The organism is Vibrio sp. Isolate34 (assembly GCF_022397915.1).
Taxonomy (GTDB): Bacteria; Pseudomonadota; Gammaproteobacteria; order Enterobacterales; family Vibrionaceae; genus Vibrio.
This window is the reverse complement of the sequence record NZ_JAKEUO010000002.1, coordinates 370,024-395,506: the sequence shown is the minus strand read 5'-3', so window position 1 is coordinate 395,506 and position 25,483 is coordinate 370,024. Positions and strand designations below refer to the sequence as shown.

The 25,483-nt window shown below is 45.0% G+C and carries 23 protein-coding genes; 7 read left to right on the top strand and 16 right to left on the bottom strand.

Features of this window, described 5'->3' with window-relative positions:
• Positions 1–48 precede the first annotated feature (48 nt).
• The 4 genes from rlmA to L1D22_RS04430 all read left to right on the top strand — a co-directional run bounded on the left by rlmA (position 49) and on the right by L1D22_RS04430 (position 4,549).
• The gene (gene rlmA / locus L1D22_RS04445) at positions 49–864 is read left to right on the top strand and encodes a 23S rRNA (guanine(745)-N(1))-methyltransferase (RefSeq protein ID WP_239828830.1); all 816 of its coding nucleotides are present in this window, start codon (positions 49–51) and stop codon (positions 862–864) included.
• 75 nt (positions 865–939) lie between these two features.
• The gene (locus L1D22_RS04440) at positions 940–1,899 is read left to right on the top strand and encodes a ChaN family lipoprotein (RefSeq protein WP_239828829.1); all 960 of its coding nucleotides are present in this window, start codon (positions 940–942) and stop codon (positions 1,897–1,899) included.
• A gap of 237 nt (positions 1,900–2,136) precedes the next feature.
• Complete coding sequence (locus L1D22_RS04435; protein ID WP_017630993.1) at positions 2,137–2,490, top strand: hypothetical protein; 354 nt, start codon at positions 2,137–2,139, stop codon at positions 2,488–2,490.
• 172 nt (positions 2,491–2,662) lie between these two features.
• The gene (locus L1D22_RS04430) at positions 2,663–4,549 is read left to right on the top strand and encodes a BCCT family transporter (protein WP_239828828.1); all 1,887 of its coding nucleotides are present in this window, start codon (positions 2,663–2,665) and stop codon (positions 4,547–4,549) included.
• Between the two features lie 105 nt (positions 4,550–4,654).
• Here L1D22_RS04430 and L1D22_RS04425 read toward each other — a convergent pair whose 3' ends face one another.
• Complete coding sequence (locus L1D22_RS04425) at positions 4,655–5,092, bottom strand: YcgN family cysteine cluster protein (protein ID WP_017059388.1); 438 nt, start codon at positions 5,090–5,092, stop codon at positions 4,655–4,657.
• Between the two features lie 159 nt (positions 5,093–5,251).
• On the opposite strand from L1D22_RS04425, the gene L1D22_RS04420 reads away from it, so the two are divergent.
• On the top strand, positions 5,252–5,500 hold the full coding sequence (locus L1D22_RS04420; protein ID WP_065677683.1) for a YkgJ family cysteine cluster protein: 249 nt from the start codon (positions 5,252–5,254) through the stop codon (positions 5,498–5,500).
• A gap of 100 nt (positions 5,501–5,600) precedes the next feature.
• Entirely contained in the window at positions 5,601–6,290 is a 690-nt protein-coding gene (aqpZ, locus tag L1D22_RS04415) for an aquaporin Z (protein ID WP_239828827.1), read from the top strand.
• A gap of 82 nt (positions 6,291–6,372) precedes the next feature.
• Here the strand turns inward: aqpZ and recR are convergent, their stop codons facing one another.
• The 7 genes from recR to L1D22_RS04380 form a co-directional block, all read right to left on the bottom strand.
• Positions 6,373–6,972: a recombination mediator RecR gene (recR, locus tag L1D22_RS04410; RefSeq protein WP_019823189.1), complete on the bottom strand. Its 600-nt coding sequence runs from the start codon at positions 6,970–6,972 to the stop codon at positions 6,373–6,375.
• Between the two features lie 77 nt (positions 6,973–7,049).
• Positions 7,050–7,379: a YbaB/EbfC family nucleoid-associated protein gene (locus L1D22_RS04405; RefSeq protein ID WP_017062338.1), complete on the bottom strand. Its 330-nt coding sequence runs from the start codon at positions 7,377–7,379 to the stop codon at positions 7,050–7,052.
• 152 nt (positions 7,380–7,531) lie between these two features.
• A complete protein-coding gene (gene dnaX, locus L1D22_RS04400; RefSeq protein ID WP_239828826.1) occupies positions 7,532–9,769 on the bottom strand; it encodes a DNA polymerase III subunit gamma/tau in 2,238 nt (745 codons plus the stop codon).
• An 18-nt stretch (positions 9,770–9,787) separates the two neighbouring features.
• A complete protein-coding gene (apt, locus tag L1D22_RS04395) occupies positions 9,788–10,333 on the bottom strand; it encodes an adenine phosphoribosyltransferase (protein WP_019823185.1) in 546 nt (181 codons plus the stop codon).
• A gap of 161 nt (positions 10,334–10,494) precedes the next feature.
• Positions 10,495–10,866, bottom strand: a complete 372-nt coding sequence (locus L1D22_RS04390; RefSeq protein ID WP_029223120.1) for a YbaN family protein — start codon at positions 10,864–10,866, stop codon at positions 10,495–10,497.
• Between the two features lie 74 nt (positions 10,867–10,940).
• Positions 10,941–11,078 (bottom strand): hypothetical protein, encoded by a 138-nt coding sequence (locus L1D22_RS04385; protein ID WP_017067606.1) that lies wholly within the window; start codon positions 11,076–11,078, stop codon positions 10,941–10,943.
• 148 nt (positions 11,079–11,226) lie between these two features.
• Positions 11,227–12,330, bottom strand: coding sequence for a response regulator (locus L1D22_RS04380; RefSeq protein WP_239828825.1), 1,104 nt, complete (start codon positions 12,328–12,330; stop codon positions 11,227–11,229).
• A 228-nt stretch (positions 12,331–12,558) separates the two neighbouring features.
• On the opposite strand from L1D22_RS04380, the gene L1D22_RS04375 reads away from it, so the two are divergent.
• Complete coding sequence (locus tag L1D22_RS04375; protein WP_239828824.1) at positions 12,559–13,434, top strand: LysR family transcriptional regulator; 876 nt, start codon at positions 12,559–12,561, stop codon at positions 13,432–13,434.
• A gap of 75 nt (positions 13,435–13,509) precedes the next feature.
• On the opposite strand, the gene purF is transcribed toward L1D22_RS04375, so the two are convergent.
• The 8 genes from purF to L1D22_RS04335 form a co-directional block, all read right to left on the bottom strand.
• Positions 13,510–15,024: an amidophosphoribosyltransferase gene (purF, locus tag L1D22_RS04370; RefSeq protein ID WP_017629925.1), complete on the bottom strand. Its 1,515-nt coding sequence runs from the start codon at positions 15,022–15,024 to the stop codon at positions 13,510–13,512.
• 34 nt (positions 15,025–15,058) lie between these two features.
• On the bottom strand, positions 15,059–15,550 hold the full coding sequence (locus L1D22_RS04365) for a CvpA family protein (RefSeq protein ID WP_009848678.1): 492 nt from the start codon (positions 15,548–15,550) through the stop codon (positions 15,059–15,061).
• Between the two features lie 61 nt (positions 15,551–15,611).
• Positions 15,612–16,184, bottom strand: coding sequence for an SPOR domain-containing protein (locus tag L1D22_RS04360; RefSeq protein ID WP_239828823.1), 573 nt, complete (start codon positions 16,182–16,184; stop codon positions 15,612–15,614).
• Positions 16,185–17,447 (bottom strand): bifunctional tetrahydrofolate synthase/dihydrofolate synthase, encoded by a 1,263-nt coding sequence (folC, locus tag L1D22_RS04355; protein ID WP_239828822.1) that lies wholly within the window; start codon positions 17,445–17,447, stop codon positions 16,185–16,187.
• Between the two features lie 42 nt (positions 17,448–17,489).
• Positions 17,490–18,416, bottom strand: a complete 927-nt coding sequence (gene accD / locus L1D22_RS04350; protein ID WP_010436898.1) for an acetyl-CoA carboxylase, carboxyltransferase subunit beta — start codon at positions 18,414–18,416, stop codon at positions 17,490–17,492.
• 176 nt (positions 18,417–18,592) lie between these two features.
• Positions 18,593–19,387 (bottom strand): tRNA pseudouridine(38-40) synthase TruA, encoded by a 795-nt coding sequence (gene truA, locus L1D22_RS04345; RefSeq protein WP_239828821.1) that lies wholly within the window; start codon positions 19,385–19,387, stop codon positions 18,593–18,595.
• A gap of 192 nt (positions 19,388–19,579) precedes the next feature.
• Complete coding sequence (locus L1D22_RS04340; protein WP_239828820.1) at positions 19,580–24,253, bottom strand: FimV/HubP family polar landmark protein; 4,674 nt, start codon at positions 24,251–24,253, stop codon at positions 19,580–19,582.
• A gap of 208 nt (positions 24,254–24,461) precedes the next feature.
• Positions 24,462–25,475 carry an aspartate-semialdehyde dehydrogenase gene (locus L1D22_RS04335; RefSeq protein ID WP_239828819.1) on the bottom strand — a complete coding sequence of 338 codons (1,014 nt, stop codon included), beginning with the start codon at positions 25,473–25,475 and terminating at the stop codon, positions 24,462–24,464.
• Positions 25,476–25,483 lie beyond the last annotated feature (8 nt).

Genomic DNA, 25,483 nt, shown 5'->3' with positions numbered 1-25,483 from the left:
GACCTTTTTGATAGAATCTGCGCCCAACTATATGCCTCTGAGATCGTCATGACTTACCAATGCCCTTTGTGTCACCAACCTTTATCTAAACACGATCGTACGTTTAAGTGTGAAAAGAACCATCAGTTCGACCTAGCGAAAGAAGGCTATGTCAATTTGATGCCAGCACACCACAAACGCTCAAAAGATCCTGGTGACAACAAAGAGATGATGCAGGCACGTCGTCGCTTCCTTGAAGGTAACCATTACGATCCAATGCGCCAAGCAGTCGTTGGCTTATGCTCTAGCTACCTGCCAGACACAGATCCTAGCCTGTTGGATATTGGCTGTGGCGAAGGGTATTACACCAACGAAATCGCGTTGAATCTTCAAAATAATAACGGTGCGATTTTTGGCTTAGATATTTCTAAGGTTGCTATCAAATACGCCGCTAAGCGCTACCCTGCTGTCGACTTCTCAGTTGCCTCTAGCCATCGCCTACCCTTTGCTGAAAGCAGCTTAGATGGCATTCTGCGCATTTACGCGCCATGTAAGGCTGAAGAGCTGCAACGTACCATCAAAGACAATGGTGTCGTGATCACCGTGACACCAGCCAGTCGACACCTATACCAACTGCGTGATGCGATTTATGATGGCGTTCGCTTGCATGACGAAGATCCAGAAGTGATCGAAGGTTTTACGCTTGAACACCAAGAGCAACTAAACTATATGATGGAACTATCGGGGTCAGATGCATTCGACCTGCTACAGATGACGCCGTTTGCTTGGAAAGCGACAGAAGAGTTTAAACAACAACTCACCGAAGCTGAGCAATTCAACTGTGAAGCGGACTTTATGCTGAGAGTGTATCGCAAACAGATTTAACTGATATTGATTATCGTTTGCATTGAAATGTCATCTTGCCTCCTTTAATATGCGTGTTCTTCAAGGAGGCATTTCATGCAACGTATTATTCTTATCGGATTAGCTACCCTGCTTACGGCCTGTGCTAATCAACCTTCAAACAACACTTCTCAACAAGTGGCTAACACGCAAACGGACACCCTTTCCACATTCTATGATTACCAGTTTGCTTCTCCAAAAGGTGAAACGCTCTCTCTCAATGCTTTACCTGAGCAGTTGATTGACGCTGATGTGGTTCTGATTGGCGAATGGCACACTCACTCGGCAATTCATCGTTTCCAAACCGACTTCTTAAAAGCGCGCCGCAACGCAACATCAAACATTGCGCTTTCAATGGAACAATTCACTCGAGAGCATCAAGACACGCTAAACCAATACTTAAACGGTGAAATTGGTGAGCAAGTGCTTATCTCCAAAGCAGCTGCTTGGCCAAATTACGAAAGTGATTACCGCGCACTGGTTGAGTTTGCTAAAGCGAATGATTTAGATGTTATCGCAGCAAACGCTCCAAAGCCTTTCGTTCAGTGTATTGGCCGTAAGGGATTACCTTACCTAGAGCAGCTTTCTTCAGAACAACGAGATTGGGTTGCGACTGAGGTTAATAATGGCGATAGCCCTTACAAAGAAAAGTTCATGGCTTCTATGCATCACGGTACGCCAGAGCAAACAGAAAAGCAGTTTGCCGCTCAGGTTACCTGGGACGAGACCATGGCTGAATCAATCGTTGATTACTTAGCATCGAACCCAAATAAACAGGTAATTCATGTAGCGGGTAAGTTCCACACAGAAGGTGGTTTAGGCACAGCGGCTTCGATTCTACGTCGTAACCCTGATCTAAAAGTGGCAGTTATCAGCCCGGTTGCCGAGTTCTCGTCGGATACGACGGATTACCAACTAAAAGTACTTTCTCCACCGGCGCGCTTTGTTCAAAAAGAGAACCGAATGAAAGCATACAAGCACCTGTCTAAGCGTGGCGCCGATCTTAAGTGCGATTAAACTCGCGAGTCAGACTTAAGCTTATTTAAGTTTAAGTCTGACACCTTAAGAGTTTGCTCAAAAACGCTCCACGACAAATATAAATATCGGCATAGGAATTGCTTAAATACCAAGCAGTTTTGATTAAGCAGAAGAAAATATAATGTGCGAATAAAAAACATCACTATCGATGATTAATTGCACAAGTTTTTCACACCTCTGCCGATACTATATTTAAGGATAGGTAAGGAGAGCGATATGACGCCAGTAGGAACGAGTAACACTCAGCTGTATTCACCTTCGCAAATGAACACACAAACCAAGAGTACCGAAGCTGAAAAGCCCGCCCCTCTTAAGGTTGAGCAAAATACCGTTAAGCTCTCTGATGAGGGCAAAGCCCTATTATCTGCTCTTAAAGAAATCGATAAAGAAGCGAAGAAAATCGAAGCGGAAAACGAAACCGTGACCGATAAGGTTGAGTCATTTGCTCACGGCGCATTAGGTATGGATCACCCTGATAAGATTGAAGAAGAAGACGATGGTTCTTATTCAGCAGGGCAATACCTGTCCGCAGCGGCAACCGTTGGTGGCATTCTTCTCGCTCTGATTTAACGTCACCCTCACTCTACACTATTCCTTCCACTGCCCTCTTTTGCATAGGCACCTCATGACTTGCCTATTACTCTTTGCCAAAAGCAATTTGTCGTCACGACAATAGACCCGATTTGTTCTAAAAAACGAGTTCACTTCATAATTCCTCTCTCATTTTAATGGAATAATACTCGTGAAAAACACTTTTGAGCTTATTGATAAGCCAACCTTCTTTGGTGCTATTGCACTCCTACTCACGATAGTTTTCCCGCTCATTTTGTTCCCGACTCAGGGCGCAGACTGGATTGCGGTTGCGAAAACATTCATGACTGATCAACTTGGGTTTCTATATCTTGCGCTAGGTCTCGCGGCTTGTGCATTTATGGTTTACGTTGTGTTCAGTGATATGGGACAGATTAAACTGGGCGAAGCTGATGAAGAGCCTGAATTCAAAACTGCATCATGGGCAGCAATGCTATTTTGTGGTGGTATCGGTGCAAGTATCTTGTACTGGGGCTGTATTGAGTGGGCTTACTACTACCAATCACCTCCTTTCCAACTAGAGCCGGGCAGTGAAGAAGCAGTTCGTTGGGCAGCAACTTACGGTTTGTTCCACTGGGGACCAATTGCTTGGTCTATCTACCTAATCCCTGCAATTCCTATTGCTTACTTTTTCTACGTACGTAAACAGCCTGTTCTAAAGATCTCTAGCGCGTTAATGCCGGTTCTTGGTGAGCACCGCAGTAAAGGCGTACCTGGAAAAATCGTCGATATCCTATTCATTTTCGGTCTACTTGGCGGTGCAGCAACAACATTGGGTTTAGCCGCTCCTCTAATTACTGAAGGTCTGAATCACCTATTCGGTCTACCTAAAAACAACCTAACGCAAGTGATGGTACTTTTAGTTTGTACTGCAATTTTTGCTTACTCTTCTTATGCTGGATTGGAAAAAGGCATCAAGATCCTAAGTAATATCAACTTCTGGGGTGCGATGGGGCTGTTGGTTTTCGTACTGATTGCGGGTCCAACTATTTTCATGCTTGAAACCGGCCTAGATTCAATTGGTCGTCTACTGTCTAACTTCTTCGTGATGGCGACATGGGCGGAACCATTTGGTGGCTACGGTACATTTGAAAACACCCACTTTCCACAAGATTGGACGATTTTCTACTGGGCATGGTGGCTAGTATTTGCACCGAGTATGGGTCTGTTTGTTGCGCGAATTTCTCGCGGCAGAACCATTAAACAAATGGTGTCAGGTTCTATCTTCTTCGGTTCACTGGGTTGTTTCTTGTTCTTCATGATTCTAGGTAACTACGGCCTATCACTTCAGCTTTCTGGTGAGCTAGATGTGGTTGCTATCCTGAATGCAGAAGGCGCAACTAAGGCTATCTTCTCGATGCTAGCGCAGTTGCCAATGAGCACTCTAGTAATCGCTGTATTCACTTTGCTTTGTATCATCTTTACAGCAACAACGTTTGACTCGATCTCATACATCCTTGCGTCTGTGGTTCAAAACAATGTGACTGAAGAGCCAATGCGTTGGAACCGTATGTTCTGGGCATTCACTCTGTCGTTCTTACCAACGATTCTGATGTTCTTGGGTGGTCTAAGTACGCTACAAACCGCAGCAATTGTGGGTGGTTTACCGCTATTGGCTATTTCTGTGATGCTGATGATCTCTGCAGTTCGTGCAACTAATCTCGACCTGCGCCATCAAGATGCGTACATCGAGCCAACGATTAACATCGAAGAACTACCAGACATGGACCCATGGTCTGCAGAAGGTATGGCGTTGGCTCAGTTTGAGAAAGAAAGAGATGCAGCACAAGAAGCCGCAGAACTTGAGCGTGTTGCTTATACAGAACTTGCCGCAGTGAAAAAAGAAATTCGCGCTTATGTGTTAGAGCAAGGTTCACAAATGGAAACTCACGAGTTACCAGAGAACCTACAACAAGCACTTGAGCAGGCCGAGAGTAATCTTAGTGCCGCACAAGCGAAAAAGATCGAGTTATCTGAGCAAGCTCAGAATGCTCGTATCACGTTCAATCAGGTGGTTGCAGACTTACCGCTTGCTTGACATTAGCCATGACGCAGTCCTTTGATTTGGACCCTCCTAAATACGACAAAGGCTCACAGAAATGTGAGCCTTTTTTTATTCGGGTCATTTGCTACTAATCAGCAACTAACGGTTCGGGTGGTTCAGGATATGGTCTTCCCAATCGACAACATCAATTTCGTAAACCACTTTATTACGAACACTTTCACCTGCTGCATGCATCTCTGTTTTTGATCCAGTGATCAATGGGTGCCATTCTGGAATCGGCTTAGATTCTGATAGAAGACGGTAAGCACAAGTGTCTGGTAACCAGTGAAACTCATCGATCTTGTCACGAGTTAGCTTCAAACACTCTTCACCTGAAGTGAAGCGGTTTGGGTAATCTTTACATGAACATGTTTTGTCGTTTAACCAGCTACACGCGACATTGGTGTAGTACACTTCATCGCTATCTTCATCCATTAGCTTATGTAGGCAACACTTACCACAACCGTCACACAGTGATTCCCACTCATTCTCGGTCATCTGCTCTAGTGTCTTTTCTTGCCAAAATGGATTCGTCATAGGATTACTTCTTACTCTTTTACTGGGGTGCGTGTTATACCGCTAGCCTATAAAAAGTTCAAGGATAATAATTGCTCATTCTTTGATTCAATCAATAGCTGTCACTCCCATCATTTTTTGCTACTATCGCGCACCCTGTTATTTAGTGAGTTTAATTTGATGGAATGTCGTTTAGGTTGTGGAGCTTGTTGTATCGCTCCAAGTATTACATCTGCTATTCCTGGAATGCCTAATGGCAAGCCTGCAGGCGTACGTTGCATTCAATTAAATGAACAAGATCTGTGTAAGCTATTCGGCCAAGCTTCACGCCCGAAAGTATGTCATCAATTCAAAGCCTGCCCTGTCATTTGTGGTAAGACCGATCAAGAAGCCCTTGATAACCTGATCGAATTAGAAGCAATTACCTAAGCGTATTTACCCTTTTCTACCTCCTATATGCCCAAGGTTTCACAAAGTTGCGAAATCTAAACTATCTTGTTGATACTGGTACAGATTAATAAGGATCGTTATGAATAGGTATATCGCAGAAATGTTTGGTACGTTTTGGTTGGTATTGGGTGGTTGTGGTAGTGCCGTCTTAGCCGCTGCTTTCCCCGATGTGGGAATTGGCTTGCTCGGAGTCTCTCTTGCCTTTGGTTTAACCGTGCTCACTATGGCTTTTGCTATTGGCCACATATCCGGTTGTCACCTCAACCCTGCAGTTACTATCGGTCTTTGGAGTGGCGGGCGCTTTGATGCCAAAGACGTCGCACCTTATATTATTGCCCAAGTGATTGGCGGTATTATCGCAGGTGGCGTGTTATTTGTGATTGCTTCAGGCCAAGCTGGCTTTGATGCCACGGCGTCAGGGTTTGCTTCCAATGGTTATGGTGAACACTCACCGGGCGGCTACTCGCTCACAGCAGCTCTCGTTTGTGAAGTGGTCATGACCATGGTGTTTCTTTTCGTGATTATGGGTGCAACGGACTCGAAAGCACCTGCTGGATTTGCACCGATCGCAATAGGTCTCTGTTTAACCTTGATCCACCTTATCAGCATCCCTGTAACCAATACCTCCGTGAACCCTGCTCGAAGTACTGGTGTGGCGGTGTTTTTAGGTGATTGGGCTATTTCGCAATTATGGTTATTCTGGGTGGCACCGATTATTGGTGCTGTGATTGGCGCGATGATCTACAAAGCGGTAAGAGGGTCAGATTAAACTCAACGAAGTGTTTTGGAATAGAAGCCTTTGAGAAACATAAAAGAAAAAGCCGCTTAGTGAAATTCACCAAGCGGCTTTTTTAGATCTTATGACGACCGAGTAAGGAGTGCGAAAGCGTGGTGCCATCCACCAGCTCTAGCTCACCACCAACGGGAACACCATGTGCGATACGGCTTGCGTTCACTTCATGGGCATTACATAGCTCTGCAATGTAGTGCGCTGTCGCTTCCCCTTCAACTGTCGGGTTGGTCGCTAGGATTACTTCAGAGATATCACCACGGCGTAAGCGGTAGTCCAGAACATCGAGGCCGATATCACTTGGACCAATACCATCAAGTGGTGAAAGGTGACCCATAAGCACAAAGTAACGACCTGAATATTGGCCTGTTGCTTCGATAGCGGCAATGTCTGCTGGGCTCTCTACTACACAGATTTGACCATTTTCCTGACGTTTAGGATTGGTACAAATGTGGCAGGTATCTTCTTCAGTAAAAGTACGGCACTCATTACAGTGACCAATTTCGGTCATTGCTTGGCTAAGAGCTTCAGCCAACTGTAGGCCGCCTTTTCTATCGCGCTGTAACAAATGAAAGGCCATACGCTGCGCCGACTTGGGGCCAACCCCAGGTAGACAACGTAAGGCCTCCATCAAATGCTCCAGCATATGACTGGTACGCATATTTAACCGTTCTAATTTTCAAGTAACGGTTTACTCAAGATAAACCGCAGCTTGAATAAACCCTTAGAAATAGTTTCTTAGAAAGGCATCTTCATACCTGGTGGAAGTTGCATTCCACCAGTTACGCTAGCCATTTTCTCTTTTTGAGTTTCTTCAACGCGACGAGCCGCATCGTTGAAAGCAGCAGCGATAAGATCTTCAAGCATCTCTTTATCGTCTTCCATTAGGCTTTCATCGATATCAACACGGCGAACGCTGTGGCTACCAGTGATCGTTACTTTTACAAGGCCAGCACCTGACTCACCTGTAACTTCCATATTTGCGATTTCTTCTTGAAGCTTTTGCATGCGCTCTTGCATTTGCTGGGCTTGCTTCATCATGTTGCCCATACCGCCTTTACCAAACATGTTAATACTCTCTGGTCTAATTGGTTTATTAAAATTAATTAAGCTATACGTGCTTAAATGGGGGTTAAGCCAGTGCGATTCAACCCCTCGATGTTCAGTTCTCAGATTTGCTTATCTGGGATGATATGCAAGTCACTAAACGAGAAAGTACTCTAGATAGGACGAACGCTGTCTCTGTCGAGTTCTGCAGCAAAACGTCTTTCGATAAACTGTACGTTGGCATCGTTTTCCAAACTGGTAAACGCGTCTTTCAACTTGCCTTGGTACAACCTTTCTCGTAATTCTAGCGGCGTTTCTCCACCATCACCGATTTCAACACTCAAATGACACTCTTCTCCGAGCACAGTATTGAGCGACTGTAATAGTTCGCTCTGTGCGCGGTCCGTATTCAAGTGAGCTTGGCTCGCTCTTAACGTTAAAGTGATTGATGTGTCGTTTTTAGCAAACACTGAGTTCAATGCTAACTGTTCAACAAGCTTGGCTGTCTCTAGCTTTTGAATCGTGGCGGACCATTCATCTTGAGCAATCGACTCCTGAAGCAATTTATCGACCATTTCTGGTGTCTTAATATGCTCTAACGCACGCTTGATCTGAGTAGGTGTAAGCTCTTTGCTCACCTCTTTAACTACAGGTTTAGACGGTTTCCAGCGATAAGGTTCATTATCATTGGTTACCTTTTCTGCAGAAGAGGCAGATAAAGAAGCTGGCGACACCCGCTCAGAGCCACCGTGTTGCTGAGCAACTCGGTCAAGAACTGAAGTTTTAGCTGGTGTCGCCTTAGCCTTTTTTGGCGCTGAACCTTTGCTTTCCGGTGCTGCGCTGCCTCTACGCTGAGAACGCAGTTGGTGGCGTAAACCACTGACAGGCGAAGCTGGACGTTCTGATTGTCCTTGCGGAGCAGTCGAAGCAGGTGGCGTTGAAGGTGCAGTGTTTTGCGGCTGAGCCGGAGCTTGATGCTGATAACCCGCTTGTTGAGGCTGCTCTGCACCGTAGCTAGGACGTTCGTCATAAGCCGGTGGCACATCATACTGACTTTGCGGGTAACCCTGCTCAGGATAACCTTGGTTGCCAGAATGATCAGCGTAACCTTGCGAATCTGAATACTGTGCTGGATTCTGCTGCGGAGCCTGTTGTACGGGTTGCTGCATAGCTTGCTGTTGAGGCGCCTGTTGTTGCATCTGAGGCTGTCTCGGAGCTGCCATTGGTGCAGGTTGGCTCACAGGTTGAGCAACGCTCTGAGCTTGAGCTGCTGGTGCTGGCGCAGTGCTTGTCGACTGAGTCGAGATTACTGTTGCAACCGTTTGTTCAGCAGGTCTAAAGGCCAACATACGTAAAACCACCATCTCAATACCAACACGAGCGGTTGGCGACAACGGTAAGTCTTCACGACCTTTCAACACGATCTGGTAGTAAAGCTGAATGTCTTGAGGGCTTAGTGCCTTACTCAACAGTTCTAGCTTCTCAGCATCTGGTTGTGCTTTATCTAAGGTAGACGGCAGAGCTTGGAACATCGCCAAACGATGCAGTTGAGTCGCAAGCTGATTCAACAAACCATCCCACTCTACGCCATTCTCAGCAAGACTTTGAATACAGGCCATTGCCACTTGAGGCTGCTTACTGCTGATCGCTTCAAGCAAGTGAATGGCTTGGTCGGTGTCTAGCGTGCCAAGCATGTGAGCCACGGTGTCTGTCACAACATTGCCGTTGCCTAGTGCTATAGCTTGATCCGTTAAACTCAGAGCATCACGCATACTGCCGTCAGCAGCATGAGCAATCATCCCAAGCGCACGAGGTTCAGACGTCACGCTCTCTTGTTCAAGAATGTGGTCAAGCTGCTCGTGAATATTATCAACGCTGATCGGCTTAAGATGGAACTGCAGACAACGCGACAAAATCGTCACAGGAAGCTTTTGCGGATCGGTTGTTGCAAGCAAGAATTTCACATACTCAGGCGGCTCTTCTAACGTCTTTAGAAGTGCGTTGAAACTGTGCCTAGAAAGCATGTGTACTTCATCGATAAGGTAAACCTTGAAGCGACCACGTGCCGGCTTGTACTGAACATTGTCCAAAAGCTCGCGGGTATCTTCTACCTTTGTACGTGATGCCGCATCGATCTCTAGCAGGTCAACAAAGCGACCTTCGTCGATCTCTTTACAGGTTGCACATTCACCACAAGGGGTTGAGGTAATACCTGTTTCACAGTTGAGTCCCTTAGCAAACAAACGGCCGATGGTTGTTTTACCAACACCTCGTGTACCGCTGAACAGGTATGCATGGTGCAACCTATTCTGGCTAAGGGCATTCTCTAATGCTGTTAAAACATGGGCTTGACCAACCACTTCTTTAAATTTGGTTGGTCGCCATTTTCGCGCTAACGCAAGATAGCTCATGAATAATTCCGAAAAGGATTAGTGACCGTCGAATTCGCAGATGCTAAACACTTCTAGACCTAAGCCTTGTAAGCGCTTGTCACCACCGATTTCTGGAAGGTTAATAACAAATGCAGCGTGTTCTACCACACCACCTAGCTGACGAATCAACTTTGTTGTTGCTTCAATCGTACCGCCCGTTGCTAGCAAATCATCAACCATCAACACTTTATCGCCTTCAACGATAGCGTCAGTATGGATTTCTAGCGTATCTGTGCCGTACTCAAGCTCATAAGATTGTGCCACAGTTTCACGAGGCAGTTTGCCCGGTTTACGAACAGGAATGAAGCCAACACCTAGCTCTAGTGCCAAAGGCGCACCAAATAAGAAACCACGAGCTTCAGTACCAACGATCTTAGTAAAGCCCATGTCCTTGTATGTTTCCGCTAGCAGGTCGATTGTCGCTTTATAAGCGGCTGGGTCTTCCATCAAGCTTGTTACGTCACGGAACAAAATACCTGCTTTAGGGTAATCAGGAATGCTTTTGATGCTTGCTTTGATCAGAGAGATTTTTTCTGTGTTCATAATCTTATGCACTTCATTAGGCCGCTTTCCAAACTCTCGTCAACGAATCAAACATCAACGCTTGGAATTAAGGAAAGGTACGATTGGTATTCATTGCAACGAGAGTCATAACTCTGATTGCTGAAATAATAAACGCCCACTATAGCAGCAGGCACACTGGCTTAATGGTAGTGATTTTCTTTGCTGTCAGCAACCAACTCATGGGTTGGAAGTCGCATAAACCATGTGAGAAGAATAACAAGTACACAAATTAGGAAAGCCTTGACCCAAATGATAGGAGCAAAGTAGATAGATAACGCAAAACTCAACAAGATAAAGAATACGCCGCGCGTTTTAACTTGTTTGGTTACAGCACCGTGTTGGTACCAATTGTTCAGTAAAGGACCCAGCGTTTTGTGCTCGTGCATCCATTTATGAACTTTCGGATTACTTCGCATGAAGCATGCGCTAGCAAGAAGGAGAAAAGGTGTGGTTGGCAGAACAGGTAAAGCTATCCCCAGAACTGCGAGAAATATGCAAAGGCCACCAGCTATATTCAGGCTTAAAACTCGAACGCTAATTGTGGCCTCCTTGAGTCAGCTATCACCGATCGGCAATGACAACTTAACTAGAATGTTGCGTAACCATTGAATACACGGATCAACGTAAGTGTTGCTGGTAGCAATGGAATCATTAAAAATGCGGCTAAAAATCCTAAAAAGTAGAATACATTAAACGGGTCTTGAAAGTCTTTGTTATCTGCCATGATTGCTTCTTGTTTTTGTTAGTAAAGGTAAGTATCTGGCGAACCAAACCCGCTTTGCTAAATCAACATTTAACAAAAAAGGCATAGCCACACCATTTGCGCAACTATACCTTGATCAATTATTCACAAAAACCGAGGAAATATAGGGTTAATCGGTAGACCCTTGGTGTATGTCTAAACTAAAACTTGCCGCTCCAAGCAGACTTAATGAAAGTTGGCAGCCTTGCTCTATCGGCAAGTCTCTCGTAATGAAATTCTTCTTACAGTTTTCGCCTAAGCGCTCACCTGCCGCAATGTGTTGATTCATCTCACCATTTGACCAACGTCCATCTAACCCCGCCGGTAAAATAGATATAGTACCCTCAGCAAGATTGGCAACACCAAACAAAGCGTTAACGGGCGTGGCGCATTTCGAGCACTCAATCCCCTTCTCTAAAATTTCAGCAATATCTTTGAGATCAACATTAAAATCTTTTCGATTTCTTATGTAATCGTGGAATAAGGCTCTCACCAACAGCGTTGACGCTGAACTCCCATTATCGGAAGAAGACGAATCGACGAGGTAAAAGGCAAACTGCCCATTCATCATCCAAGCGTAATCAAACACAAGTGGCATCATCTCTGTTGATTGCAGTAGTCGGTAGCTACAACGCCATGAACCTTGTCTTGTGTCTTTTTCAGGAAGCAAAGCATGCAGCAAGTCTTTTGCAGCGCTCGGGTTATCTTGTAGGTAGTTAAGATGCCAATGCAGTTCTTGGTCTTCGGGGATCTCTCCTCCGTCATCCACACAGAACCATTGGCTTGAAAAATCTCGTTGGTCTGAAATATTGTCGAATGAATCTTTTAGCGTATTCGCTATCGCACTTCCTAAGTGACCGTGGTCCTCTAGAGGTTTTGCCAAAAAGTCTTTAATACCAAATCGCAATGCTTTCGCCACATCAGACATGTCGTCGGTAGCAGACACGACGATCATAGGCAGTGACGGATATTCTAAACTGAGCTCTTCTACAAGCTCGATACCGTCCAGGATCGGCATTGATAAGTCACACACAATTAAATCTGGTGCTGAGTCTCTAAGCTTCTGCAGAGCGTCCAGCCCATTTTCAGCCTCAACCACTTTGTAACCAATCTTGTCTAAATACGCGCTGGTTATACGGCGAAAAATAGGATCATCATCAACCAACATTACGCATTTTTGGTTAATTACTTCCTGAGCCGAGGTCATTACTGGCTGACTGTGAGTTTTGTACATAATCTATAACCTCACAAAACTAAGTCGAATTATTATTGTTATCTGTTCTAAGAACTAATATAAAACTTAGTAATAAAATGCTAAATACACAAATTTGCACTCTTTACTGGTAATTCGTGACGAGGGTTGGAATACTTGTAAATAATGCAACGAGTTGACGTAACGCAAACATTGATCTCACTGTTACGTATAAATTAGATGAGATTGTAAACAAATGTGTCTGGATTTATGAAATTAGATGATTTAAACCTCTTTCGACTCGTCGTTGAAAATGGGAGCTACACCGCAACATCGCGCAAGACTATGATTCCGGTTGCGACCATTACACGACGCATCCAAGCCTTAGAAGACTCACTGAACCTGAGGCTTCTCAATAGACACGCGCGTAAACTCTCTTTAACAGAGGCTGGCGAACGTTTTTTCAATGAATGCTCTCCGCTATTGCAACGTCTGTCTTCTACTGCAGAAGAACTCACGGATGTGTGTAAAGGAGCTTCCGGTAAGATTCGTATTACGGCACCCTCCAACCTGACCAAGCGCATGATGATGCCAATGTTCAGCGACTTCATGACTCAATACCCTGATATCAATATTGAGTTGATGATGAACAACCAAGCCGATCAGCTTGATCCTACCGAGTGGGACGTAATTTTCCGTGTCGGCCCACAACGTGACTCAAGCCTAATCGCAAGAAAGATCAGTGAAGTAAAAGACATTCTTATTGCTAGCCCTGACTACTTAGCGAAGAACCCGGCACCAAGCCACGCTGAAGAGTTGGCTAACCACTCTCTTCTAAAAGGCTACCCATTGATTAAGTGGCAGCTGAGCAATTCGAATGAAGAGACGGTGGTGAATAGTGAGAAAGGTCGTTTCAATGCGAATGCGCTTAATGTGGTGAGACAAGCGTGTTCTGAAGGCCTAGGTATCACCCTAATGCCTGACGTGATGATTCGTGAATACATTGAAGATGGCAGCTTAGTGCAAGTCCTAGAAGACTGGAGCGCTAACCCTCGTGATATTTACATGCTTTATAACCACAAAGACCACCTGCCAGAGAAAGTTAGACTGTTTATTGATTTTGTGATCGCATACCACATTCATTAACGTCGATCCCCTTTTCTGCAAACAAAAAACCAGAGCCGATGCTCTGGTTTTTTATATTTTCAATACTAACGAAAACTAAGCGCCTTCGTTGTGTAGCTCTAGGTTAGCTAGATCTTGTTGGATTTCGCGTTGAACCTTTGAGTCATCGTTACGCAACGAGTCTAGGAAATCTAGGTACGCTTGGTCGATATCGCCCGTTACATACTCACCGTTAAATACCGAAGTATCAAAACGAGAGATGTCTTGATTGCCCATACCTACTGCAGAGATTAAGTCTGGTAGCGTTTGGAAGATCAAAGCGTCTGCGCCAATCTGCTTACAAATCGTTTCGTTGTCACGACCATGAGCAATCAGCTCAGTTGCGCTCGGCATATCGATGCCGTAAACGTTAGGGAAGCGAACCTCTGGAGCTGCTGAAACCATGAAAACTTTGTTAGCGCCCGAATCACGAGCCATCTCAATGATTTGCTCTGATGTAGTACCGCGAACGATGGAGTCATCAACCAATAGAACGTTCTTATCTTTAAACTCAGAACGGATTGCATTCAGCTTACGACGAACTGACTTCTTACGCTGCTGTTGACCAGGCATGATGAACGTGCGGCCAACATAACGGTTTTTCACGAAACCTTGACGGTATGGCTTATTGATCGCTTGAGCGATGCGAAGTGCAATATCGTTCGATGTTTCAGGAATTGGGATAACCACATCAATGTCTAAGTCTGCATACTCTTCTTTAATACGCTTACCTAGCATCTCACCCATCTCAACGCGTGCGCTGTAAACCGAGATTTTGTCGATGAATGAATCTGGGCGTGCAAAGTATACAAACTCAAAGATACATGGGTTTAGTTGTGGGTTGTCTGCACATTGCTTAGTGAAAAGTTCACCGTCGAACGTTGCGTAGATAGCTTCACCCGGTGCTACGTCGCGCATGAAATCAAAACCAACAGCATCAAGTGCTACTGATTCAGATGCAACCATGTACTCTGTTTTACCATTAACTTCACGCTTACCAAGACACAGTGGACGAATACCATGTGGGTCACGGAATGCGATCATACCGTGGCCGATGATCATTGCCGTTACTGCGTAAGCACCACGAATCGTGCGGTGTACATTAGATACAGCACGGAAAACATCGTCAGAAGTCACGTTACCTTTAACGGTATCGATCTCATGAGCCAATACGTTCAGTAGAACTTCAGAGTCAGACGTTGTGTTTACATGACGACGGTCTTTCTCGAACAACTTCTCACGAACTTCGTTTGCGTTCGTTAGGTTGCCGTTGTGAGCCAATGTGATGCCAAAAGGCGAGTTTACGTAGAAAGGCTGAGCTTCCGACGCACTTGAGCTACCTGCTGTCGGGTAACGAACATGGCCAATACCAACGTTACCTTGGAGGCGTTGCATGTGTTTTGCTTCAAAAACATCTTTTACTAAACCGTTCGCCTTACGCAGACGGAAACGATTGCTTTCTATGGTACAAATACCAGCGGCATCTTGGCCACGATGCTGCAATACCGTTAAAGCGTCATAAATAGACTGGTTTACAGGTGTTGAACCCACGATTCCAACAATACCACACATGTCCTAATCCTCGATTTTTCGACATTAACTGGCGCTAGAGCGCGCCAGATAAGAAACTAGATGTTGCTTGTAAATGCTCGAAGAACGGCGCAATGATTCGACTAAACTCCGGAACCAACTGCGAATTCTTCCACCACTCAGAACTTGGGAATGCAGTAAACGCATCCATGAAAAACAACACTGCAGAAACAATCAAAACACCACGTAAGCCACCAAAGACGACACCGAGGATTCTGTCTGTACCTGACAGGCCTGTTTTCTGAACTAGCTGACCGATGACATAGTTAACTAAGGCACCAACAACTAACGTTGCAACAAACAATGCTGCTATCGCAGTTCCGTTTCGAAACATCTCATCTTCGATATTGGTGAAGTACATCGCTAATTTAGCGTAGTACTGGCTAGCAATGAAAAATGCTCCAAACCAAATTACGAGTGACAAGGCTTCTTTAGCGAAACCACGAACTAAACTGATCACGGCAGAGAAGCCGATCACGCCTAAAATGACAAAATCTAACCAATTCATGAATTCTTCATCTTAAGTTGGCGCGCATTTTAACAGAAAAAATGCTGACGCAAACGTTTTCTTATGGATTTAACGGTTTAAATTTGAGCAATTGGCCTTTTGAACCCGTAATTTTTTCTAATTCCTTAATTTGTCGCTCAAGTTTGGATTTAGACACATCCGGGCCAATAATTACTCGCGTAAAAGTTTTTTCTTGCTTGGTATGAGCTTGGTAACCACGCTTCTGCAAATCCTTGACAACGTTTTTTGCGTTGTCAGCATTCTTTAAAGCCATCAATTGAATGATCCAAGCGCTGTCTTGGTATTCATTTTTTTCTGGTACCGGCTTAACCACCACTGCCACTTTGTCTGCTTCTTTTTCAGAAACCGACGCCGTTTGCGTATCTGAATTATCATCAACACTGCTTTCAACCACTCGCTCAACCGGAGAGTCCGGTAGCGCTATCTGATCTTCAACAGGATCGAGAACTTCAAACACTTCAACATTACTATCAAGCTCTGGCTTAATAGGAATACTTGCAAACTCTTCTTTATAGTGGAGCTTCTTACCATCGAGCACATCTGGCAATACAATCACGCCAATGGCCACTAAAATGATGGTGCCGACTAATCGGCTTTGGAATTTACTTGCCATTTAGTTTCCTTTTTTCTGCCAATGCTCCAAGACTTCGCCTACGGTATGGAAAGAACCGACCACCAACACAACATCATCGCCTTGAACAGAAGCTAAAGCCGCTTCAAACGCCGCGACAGGGTTTGAATACTGCTCTACGCCTTGAGGTAGGCTTTTACACAATTCAGCCGCTGTTGCCGCGCGCGGGCCTTGCAATGAAGCTGGGTACCAATGTGTTGTGATAGGTGCTAATACTTTCAATGTCGCTGGAATATCTTTGTCATGAAGCATAGCGACTACAACGTGTAAATTTTTGCCTGCGTATTGCTTCGTTACTTGCTGTGCAAAGTACTCGGCTGAATGTGGGTTATGCGCCACATCAAGAACAATCACAGGTTGCTCGCTAATTTGCTGCATACGCCCAGGAAGCTGTGCGTTCTTCATACCATTAACGACATTCACATCACTGATGCTAAGCTCTGAAGTGCCTAATGCCATCAACGCGGTTGCTGCGTTCGGTAGCGGTAGGCTTGGAATAGGTAGAAATTCTAATTGGAATGCACCGCTGCGCCAGTTCCAAGTGTCGCCATCCACATCGTAGGTGTATTGAATGCCTACTTGGTAGAACTCAGCTTTAATATCATCAGCGTGCGCTGCAACCGTAGCCGGTGGCTTAGGTTGACCACAAATAGCTGGTTTACCACTACGATAAATACCCGCTTTCTCAAAGCCAATCACATTAATATCATCACCAAGCCAATCAACGTGGTCGACAGCCAAGCTCGTAATCACAGACACGTCATGATCAACGATATTGGTTGCATCTAAACGACCGCCTAGCCCTACTTCCAATAGCACGACATCGACCGCTTCCGTTTGAAATGCGCGTAACGCAGCTAAAGTGCCGTATTCGAAAAAGCTAAGACTGATTTCGCCACGTTCTTTCTCAATGAAATCGAAAGACTGAACCATCTTCTCATCAGAGAGATCTTGGCCATTGATACGAACACGTTCGTTATAGCGAATTAAGTGAGGAGAGCTGTAGACACCAACAGAATAACCAGCATCCAATAGAATCGCTTCCATCAGGGCACACGTTGAGCCTTTGCCATTGGTTCCGGCAACAGTAATAACGTGTTGAGCAGGTTTGGTGAGGTTTGCCTTAGAGGCGACGGCCTGAACTCGGTCTAATCCAAGATCAATAGCACTGGTGTGGATGTTTGATAAATAATCAAGCCACATCTCCAAAGAGGATGTGGCTTGAGGAATAGGTTGTTGACTCATCTAACTCATAACCATAATAAAGTTGGTTTGTTAGAAGGTACTTTACCCTTTTTCTGGCGCTTCTGGTACTTCATAAGTAGCTTCATTCGGTGAATCGTTCACAGAAACTACTAATGGTGAAGGCTGGTTGGTCATTTTAGCAACAAGGCTTGCAACACGCTGACGCATCTCACGACGGTCAACGATCATGTCGATAGCACCGTGGTCTAGTAGGAACTCACTGCGTTGGAAACCTTCAGGAAGGTCTTCACGTACAGTTTGTTCGATTACACGACGTCCAGCGAAACCGATCAGTGCTTTTGGCTCACCAATGTTGATATCACCAAGCATTGCCAAACTTGCAGAAACACCACCCATTGTTGGATCAGTCATTACTGATACAAACGGTAGGCCTTTCGCAGATAAACGCTCTAGGGCAGCACTGGTTTTTGCCATTTGCATTAGAGACATAAGCGCCTCTTGCATACGCGCACCACCACTTGCAGAGAAACAAACTAAACCACAGTTGTTTTCAATTGCAGCATCAACCGCTTTCACAAAACGAGCACCAACAACAGAACCCATTGAGCCGCCCATGAATGAGAATTCAAAAGCACACGCTACGATAGGTAAACCAAGTAGTTCGCCTTTCATTGCAACTAGTGCGTCTGTCTCACCACTGTTTTTCTGTGCAGCAGAGATACGTTCTTTGTAACGCTTAGAATCTTTAAATTTCAGCTTATCTTGTGGCTCAAGATCAGTACCTAGTTCAACACGCTCGCCTTTGTCTAGGAATGTATCTAGACGACGACGTGCTTTCATGCGCATGTGATGATCACATTTTGGACATACTTCTAGGTTACGCTCTAGCTCAGCATGGTAAAGAACCTGCTCACAAGAAGTACATTTAGTCCAAACACCCTCAGGGATAGACGCTTTACGAGATGTTACGATGTTGCTTTTTTCTAGAATCTTTTCAAGCCAACTCATGGAAGACCTTTTTGTTTCGATTCTTCCGCTTGATTGCGAAAGAAATAAATTTGGGAATTATGCGTGGGAATTAAAGCACATAAAACAGCGACTGTAGATAAAAAACTGGTTGTACCTATTTTCTGGGACTATCTTACGCACTAAACCGTAATAATTTTTGAACCTAAGTCTCACATTTAGTTCAAATTATCCGGTAAAAATAGAGGGCCAATTGGCTCTCGTGGTAGTTCAAAATGTTCAGGATAATCAACGTCCACCAGATACAAGCCTTCCGCTTTTGCAGTCGCACCTGCCACTTTTCGATCTTTGGCCTCTAAAAGCCACTGGATCCATTCTGGTTTCTGCTCACCTTTACCTACTGCAATAAGGCTACCAGTAATATTCCTCACCATATGGTGAACAAACGCATTCGCTTTAATGTCGATCACAATATAGTGTCCATGACGAGTCACATTTAAGTGAATCATGTTTCTCCATGGGCTACGAGATTGACAATGTGTCGCTCTGAATGAAGTGAAGTCGTTCTCGCCTAACAAGTACTGACCCGCTTCATGCATTTTTTTCTCATCAAGATGACCATGATAATGGCTCACGCCTGAATTCAGAATGCCTGGGCGCAGTGCATGGTTAAAGATAATGTAGCGGTAACGGCGTGCAGTCGCTGAAAAACGAGCATGGAAATCCGCATCAACTTCAGTCGCCCAACGAACCGCAATATCTTTTGGCATGTTTGCATTCGCGCCCATTGTCCATGCCACCATTTTACGATCGACATTAGTTTCAAAGTGAACGACTTGTCCCGTACCGTGAACACCGGCATCTGTACGACCTGCGCACATAACTTCTACTGGGTGATTCGCGACAACTGAAAGAGCCTTTTCCAATTCTTCTTGGACACTTTTCACGTCTCGTTGGCGCTGCCAACCAAAGTAGTGGGTACCGTTATATTCAATACCTAAAGCAATTTTCATGTTCTTGTTCTCTTTGAAAATGGGCGAGAAGTATATACGGAAATGAGTGCTAGCCCAAATAGGATGGGGCTAAAACTTCAATAAACACTCACCATCGCCCTAGGTTAGCTTTGAGAAGCCAAATAAAACGACGACTCTTATCCTCACCTAAAACAAAGGGTAGCCAATGCTACCCTTTTCGTTTCGCTGAGCTTATCGACCGTTTAACGTGTCGATGAGATTCTTGGCCTCGCGGCGAATGTCATCGCTTCCGTCAACAATCGCCTCTTCTAGTAGCTTAATCGCCCCTTGAGGATCACTCATCTCGATGTATATTTTAGCCAAATCAAGCTTACCTGCAGCTTCTGCATTGCTATCAACATCATAGTTGCCAATATCGCCGATCACATCTGGGAATTCATTTAGGCCAACATCCAGCTTCAATTCTTCATCATCTGGATTAATGACCTCTTCGCCTTCTTGCTCGACTCGCGCCATAAGTTCATCAATCGTCATGTATTGTTTATCACGACCATTGCCTGGTTCGGTTAAGTTATCTTGCTGTCCCCAATTCTCTTCTTTGATTTTTGGTTCAGCTTGTTGCTCTGCCGATGCCCAAATCTCTTGTTGGTCATCAGGCACATCATTGTGCATGCTCGATTGCTGCTCTGGCGCTAAATTAAAGCCCTTCCAATCTTCGCCGCCCACTTCAAGCATTGCATCAATGTCTAGCCCTGCGCTATCAATCGATGTTGCATCAAGAGGTTTGTCGAACATGTTATCGACCGAGTCTTGAACATCTTCCGAAAGCAACTCAGCCAGTGCTGTCTCATCAAAATCATCAAAGCCTTCTAGTGGTTCGTCTTGAACCTCCGTTGGCGCTGAGTTTGACGCTGCTGGCGCTAGGTCTGATTCTGAGAGTGCATTCGATGATAGCTCTGGCTGTATGAAGCCAGCCATTTCAGACTCTTCCGCATCCGATAAATCATCAGCATGACTGAAGCTTTGCGGATTCGAGAACAAATCGTGCAACGCATCTTGCTCTTCGCCTTGTGGGCTGAAAGAGGTTAGCGGTGTTGGCTTCTCAGCAAACGCATCAGAGATAGCTTCATCTTCACCGTATTCTGGTAAATCAAGCTCATCGAACTCTACACCTTCATTTTCTGCTACTGGCTCAGCACTGCTTTGCTCAATATCATCTAAGACAGAATCGGCTTTCGCACTCTCTTCATCGTATTCAGGCAGATCAAGGTCATCGAATTCGAACTTCTCAGTGCCATCAGATAAGTCTTGCTCTAACTGTGCTTCATCCGGTTCACTCACCACTTCAGCTAATGCATCTTCTTCACCGAATTCTGGCAGCTCAAAATCATCAAACGAGAACTCTTCTTCGCTTTCTGGTTTCGCAGTTTCAGCCTGTGGTGCTGCATCAAGCTGAGGCTCAGCGGTTGGTTGTGATTCAACACTTGGCTGAGCATCAACAGCTTGCGTGACTGGTTCTGATGTTGATTCAACATCAGCTTCTGCCAATGCATCTTCTTCACTAAACTCTGGCAACTCAAAGTCATCAAACGAGAACTCTTCGTCACTTTCTTGTTCTGCTACTTCCGCTTGCAGTGTCGCTTCAACTTGCGGTTCAGCGTCTAATTTAGGTTCAACAACAGGTGCTACAGACTCTGATGCTACGTCAGTTTCTTCTAATGCTTCTGGCTCAGACGTTTTATCTTCAATCAGCCAATCGTCATCTTCTGGTACGCCGAATTCATTTGGAATGATTTCCGGCATATTTGCAGCTCGCTCTGGCTCTGGCAAGGATTCAACGACATCTTCAAATTCATCGCTACCTTGAATTTTCGGCTCAAAGTCGAAATCAGAGTCGATGTTCGCTGGAGACTCTACATCGTCGATCGCTTCTGCTAACCAATCTTCAACCGTCTCTTCTTCATCTTCCGAGATATCACTCAGTGACGCTGGTGAAGCTTGGTTTTCAAAGCTAGGCGCGATTTCTTCGTGACTGTCTGGTGTATCTGTTGCTTTCGGCTCAAGCGCTTCTTGTTCTAACTCAGCGAAAGCGGGCTCTTCAAAATCAGAGTTTTCAGATAACAGCGAATCAATATCCAGTTCGTTATCTTCAACAGACGGTTCTGCTTGTTCCGGTAATGAATCTAAAACATCCGAACTTGATGTTTGTTCTGGTTCAGAAAACTTTTCGCTTGGAGCTTCAACTGGCTCTTCAGTTGCTTCCAATACATCACTGTCGTCAGACGTCATTAATTCATCAATCAACGCTTCGTCTGTGGTTTCTAGTGAATCATCAAGCAGAGCATCTGTTGCTGGTGCTACACCAAATAGATCATCGATAAAGTCATCACGATTAAAGGCTTCATCGTTTTGTGGCTTAACATCATCGCTTTCTGGCTCTAAGCTGTCTTGCGCCAATTCTGAATCTAATAGCTCATCGTTAATTTGCTCTGGTTCGGCTTCAGAAGGCTCCAACGGTAACTGAGTAGTTTCAACGTCTGAGTTTTTAATCGGTTCGTCGCTGGCTTTGTCAAAATCAAAGGCCGCGTCTAACTCTTTATCAAACGTCTGCTCTTCTGATTCAAGCTCGTCTTCAATGCCGCTTGTTAGTAGATCATCAAACGGGTCTAAAGATCCCGTGTCCTTCTCGCTCGCTTCATCGGCTGATGCATCATCAGCTAACAATTCGCTATCAAGGAAATCATCAAGCAGATCAGTGCTATCTTCATCGAGTTCAAAGTCATCATCGTCAGAATCACCGATCAACTCATCTAAAGTTTCCGTGCTATCTTCGGCAATGTTTAGCTCATCGTCCGTCGATAGACCAGAAATCTCTTCAAGTTCAGACAGAGAATCAAAGCCAAGAGGCTCGCTTTCAGAGTTATCATCCGATTCGTCCCCTAGCATCTCATCAAGAAGGTCTGTTGAGTTACTTAGGTCTACATCATCTCCTGCCAGTTGCTCATCAAGCAGATCAACGCTGTCTTGAGTTTCTTCGTCTACGATTGGTTTATCAAACTGAGACAGGATGTTTTCGATATCATCATCCGATGCCAAACCGCTGTTCAAGTCTTTGGTAACTTCATCATCACTATCAAGATTGAAAAGGTCGTTTTGATCATTTTGCGCGGCAACCTGAGCAAAGATGTCATCAATATCGTCTTCTACACTTGGCGTTGCGGGTTGTGCTACTGGCTGTGGAGTCTGCTGTTCAGAGATCAGAGCATCGATATCGAATTCGTCATTGCTCAAATCTGCTGGTTTCGCATCACTCTGTTGCTCTGAGATAAGCGCATCAATGTCGAAATCATCGGTAGCTGGAGTGGTGCTCGTCGAAGGCGAGTCATTTTGCTCTTCCGAAATCAAAGCATCGATATCGAAGCTATCATCGTCTTCGTCATCAAGGGCAAACAGATCGTCTAGCAGAGATTGGTCTAGCTCATTCGAGCCTAAATCTTCCGTCTCAGCTTCTTGAGATAGCAGCGCTTCAATGTCGTCAGCAGACATTGAGTTATCATCAGAAAGATCAAAATCGACATCGTCAGAATCTAAAGCGCTTTCTGCCGTTTTATCAAGCGCGCGCTCCATCTCTTCAAGACCAAGCGCCTTTTCTTCACCGTTGACACTGATGCCATTGCTGCTGTCTAAGTCCAGATCATCGAAGTTAGTGTCTAAGTCACCGTTTTCGCCAATGCTGGCAAATGGATCATCGTCTTCACCGTCGAGATTGAAATCGAGATCCGATTCGTCTAGGCCTGCGAATACATCGTCTTCTTCAGCCAGAGCTTGATCATCAAACAGCTTATTGGCGTCATCTTCCGTACCAAACAATTCATCATCGAGAGACAACTCGTTATCAAGGTCGTCTATCTCATCGCCTAGAGTGATAGGCGCAACGCTGCTTGCTTCAGGTTGAATCGGTTGATCTTGCGTTGTTTGTTGTTGGTCATCGTTTTTAGAGCGGCGACCCAATAGCACAACAATGATTAAACCAAGCAGAAGGCCGGGAATAATCGCCAGTGCAGCCACTAACCAACCGTTAGACAACAGTTGATCCATCGCGCTTGGTGCCATTTTTTCAATTTCAGCGTTCTTTCTACGTTCTTCCGCCAATAACTTTTCAACTTCACTGCGGATACGGTCTTCATCGCTGAGTTCCGTTTTCAGCACATCCACTTCTGACTGTACATTTGACAGCATTAAGCGGAGTTGATGGTTTTTCTCTTCAAGTGAAAGGAGTTCTGTTTCTGAAAGCTCTAGCTGTTTCTCCAGCTTATTCATCTCTTTTGCTGGAGATGATGGAACAAGAGAGGCTGGTTTATTAGCGACTTCAGTTGAGCTGGCTTGTTTTGCAGATGTGGTATTTTTCGAACCAGTATCCGATTGATTTGAGGCTTGCACTGCTTTTGGCTTTGAAGCTGCAGGTTTCGTCGTCGGATCATCAAGCTTCGCTAGGTGCGAATTCATGATATTGATGGCTTGCTGCGTAGAACTTGCTCGCGCTTGCTCTAAAGAAGGCACGCGTAGATTGCTAGCCGGCAACAGGCTATGGATGTTCTGGTTTTCAAATGCCTGAGGATTTAAGCGATAAATTGCCAACAAGGTCTGTTGGACTGAAACGGAGTTATCCGGACGTAATCTTGAGGCGATAGACCACAGCGTCTCTGAACCACGAGTTGGACCATAGAAACGAGAAGGCTCAGCGCTATTTGACTGCGCTCTTGAGAGAGGTTCTGAAAACGTAGGCGCTGATTGTATTTGGCCATCAGGCCCAACAACTCGAATGGAATCTGCACGAACAACGGAAATCTGAGTCGCAATGATAACGGAAAAAGGCATTAACCACTGCTTGAAAATTTGAAACATAAAAGGCTCAGCTAGGTGCTTAAATTCGGATAAAGTGATGATCTATTAAATATATCGGATAAATGACGTAAAACTATAGAGATGAAAACAAAAAATGTGTTGCAGCGACAATATTCGCAGCAATTTCACACAATTTGACTAACAATATTTTCAATCGATTAAAAAAGCCCCACTAAAGAGTGAGGCTTGTTTATCAAAGCAGTAAAGCTTAGAAGTAATCGCGAATCAGAACTTCAGCGATTTGCACTGCGTTTGTCGCTGCGCCTTTACGAACGTTATCAGCAACCACCCACATGTTCACGCCGCTATGATGGCTGATGTCGTTACGAATACGACCAACCATTACGTGGTCTTTACCACCAGCATCACGAACCTGAGTTGGGAAGTCTAAAGCTTGGAAAACTTCAACGCTTTCTGTGTTCTCAAGAAGCTGAACCACTTGCTCTGCACCGATTGGCGCGCGAGTTTCAATGTGTAGAGATTCAGCGTGACCGTAGAATACAGGTACGCGAACACACGTCGGGTTCACTGTGATTGAAGAGTCAGCAAAGATTTTCTGAGTTTCCCAAACCATCTTCATCTCTTCACGCGTGTAGCCGTTCTCAGTAAACTCATCGATTTGAGGAATACAGTTGAACGCGATCTGTTGTGAGAACGCTGAATTTTCAGCTGGCATGCCGTTAAGAAGCTTAGCCGTTTGACCTGCTAGTTCATCGATACCCGGCTTACCTGCACCAGACACAGATTGGTAAGTTGAAACGTTAATACGCTCAAGACCTACTTCATCGTGAATTGGTTTTAGTGCTACAACCATTTGGATAGTAGAACAGTTAGGGTTCGCAATGATGTTGCGGTTACGGAACTCAGCAATCGCTTCAGGGTTCACTTCTGGCACAACCAGCGGAACATCGTATTCGTAGCGGAAACGTGATGTGTTATCGATAACAACTACACCTTCATCCGCAGCGATTGGAGCCCAACGCTCTGAAAGTTCGCTACCTGCAGAGAAAAACGCAATATGTACTTGAGACCAATCGAAGTCTTCTACGTTTTGTACTTGTATTGTTTTGCCGTTAAAACGGGAAGTTTTGCCTTCACTACGTTCACTTGCTAGTAAGTGCAGTTCACCGACAGGGAATTTACGCTCTTTAAGTACTTCAAGAATGGTTTCACCAACCGCACCAGTCGCACCTAAAATAGCAATATTAAATTCTTGGCTCATTGTTTCTC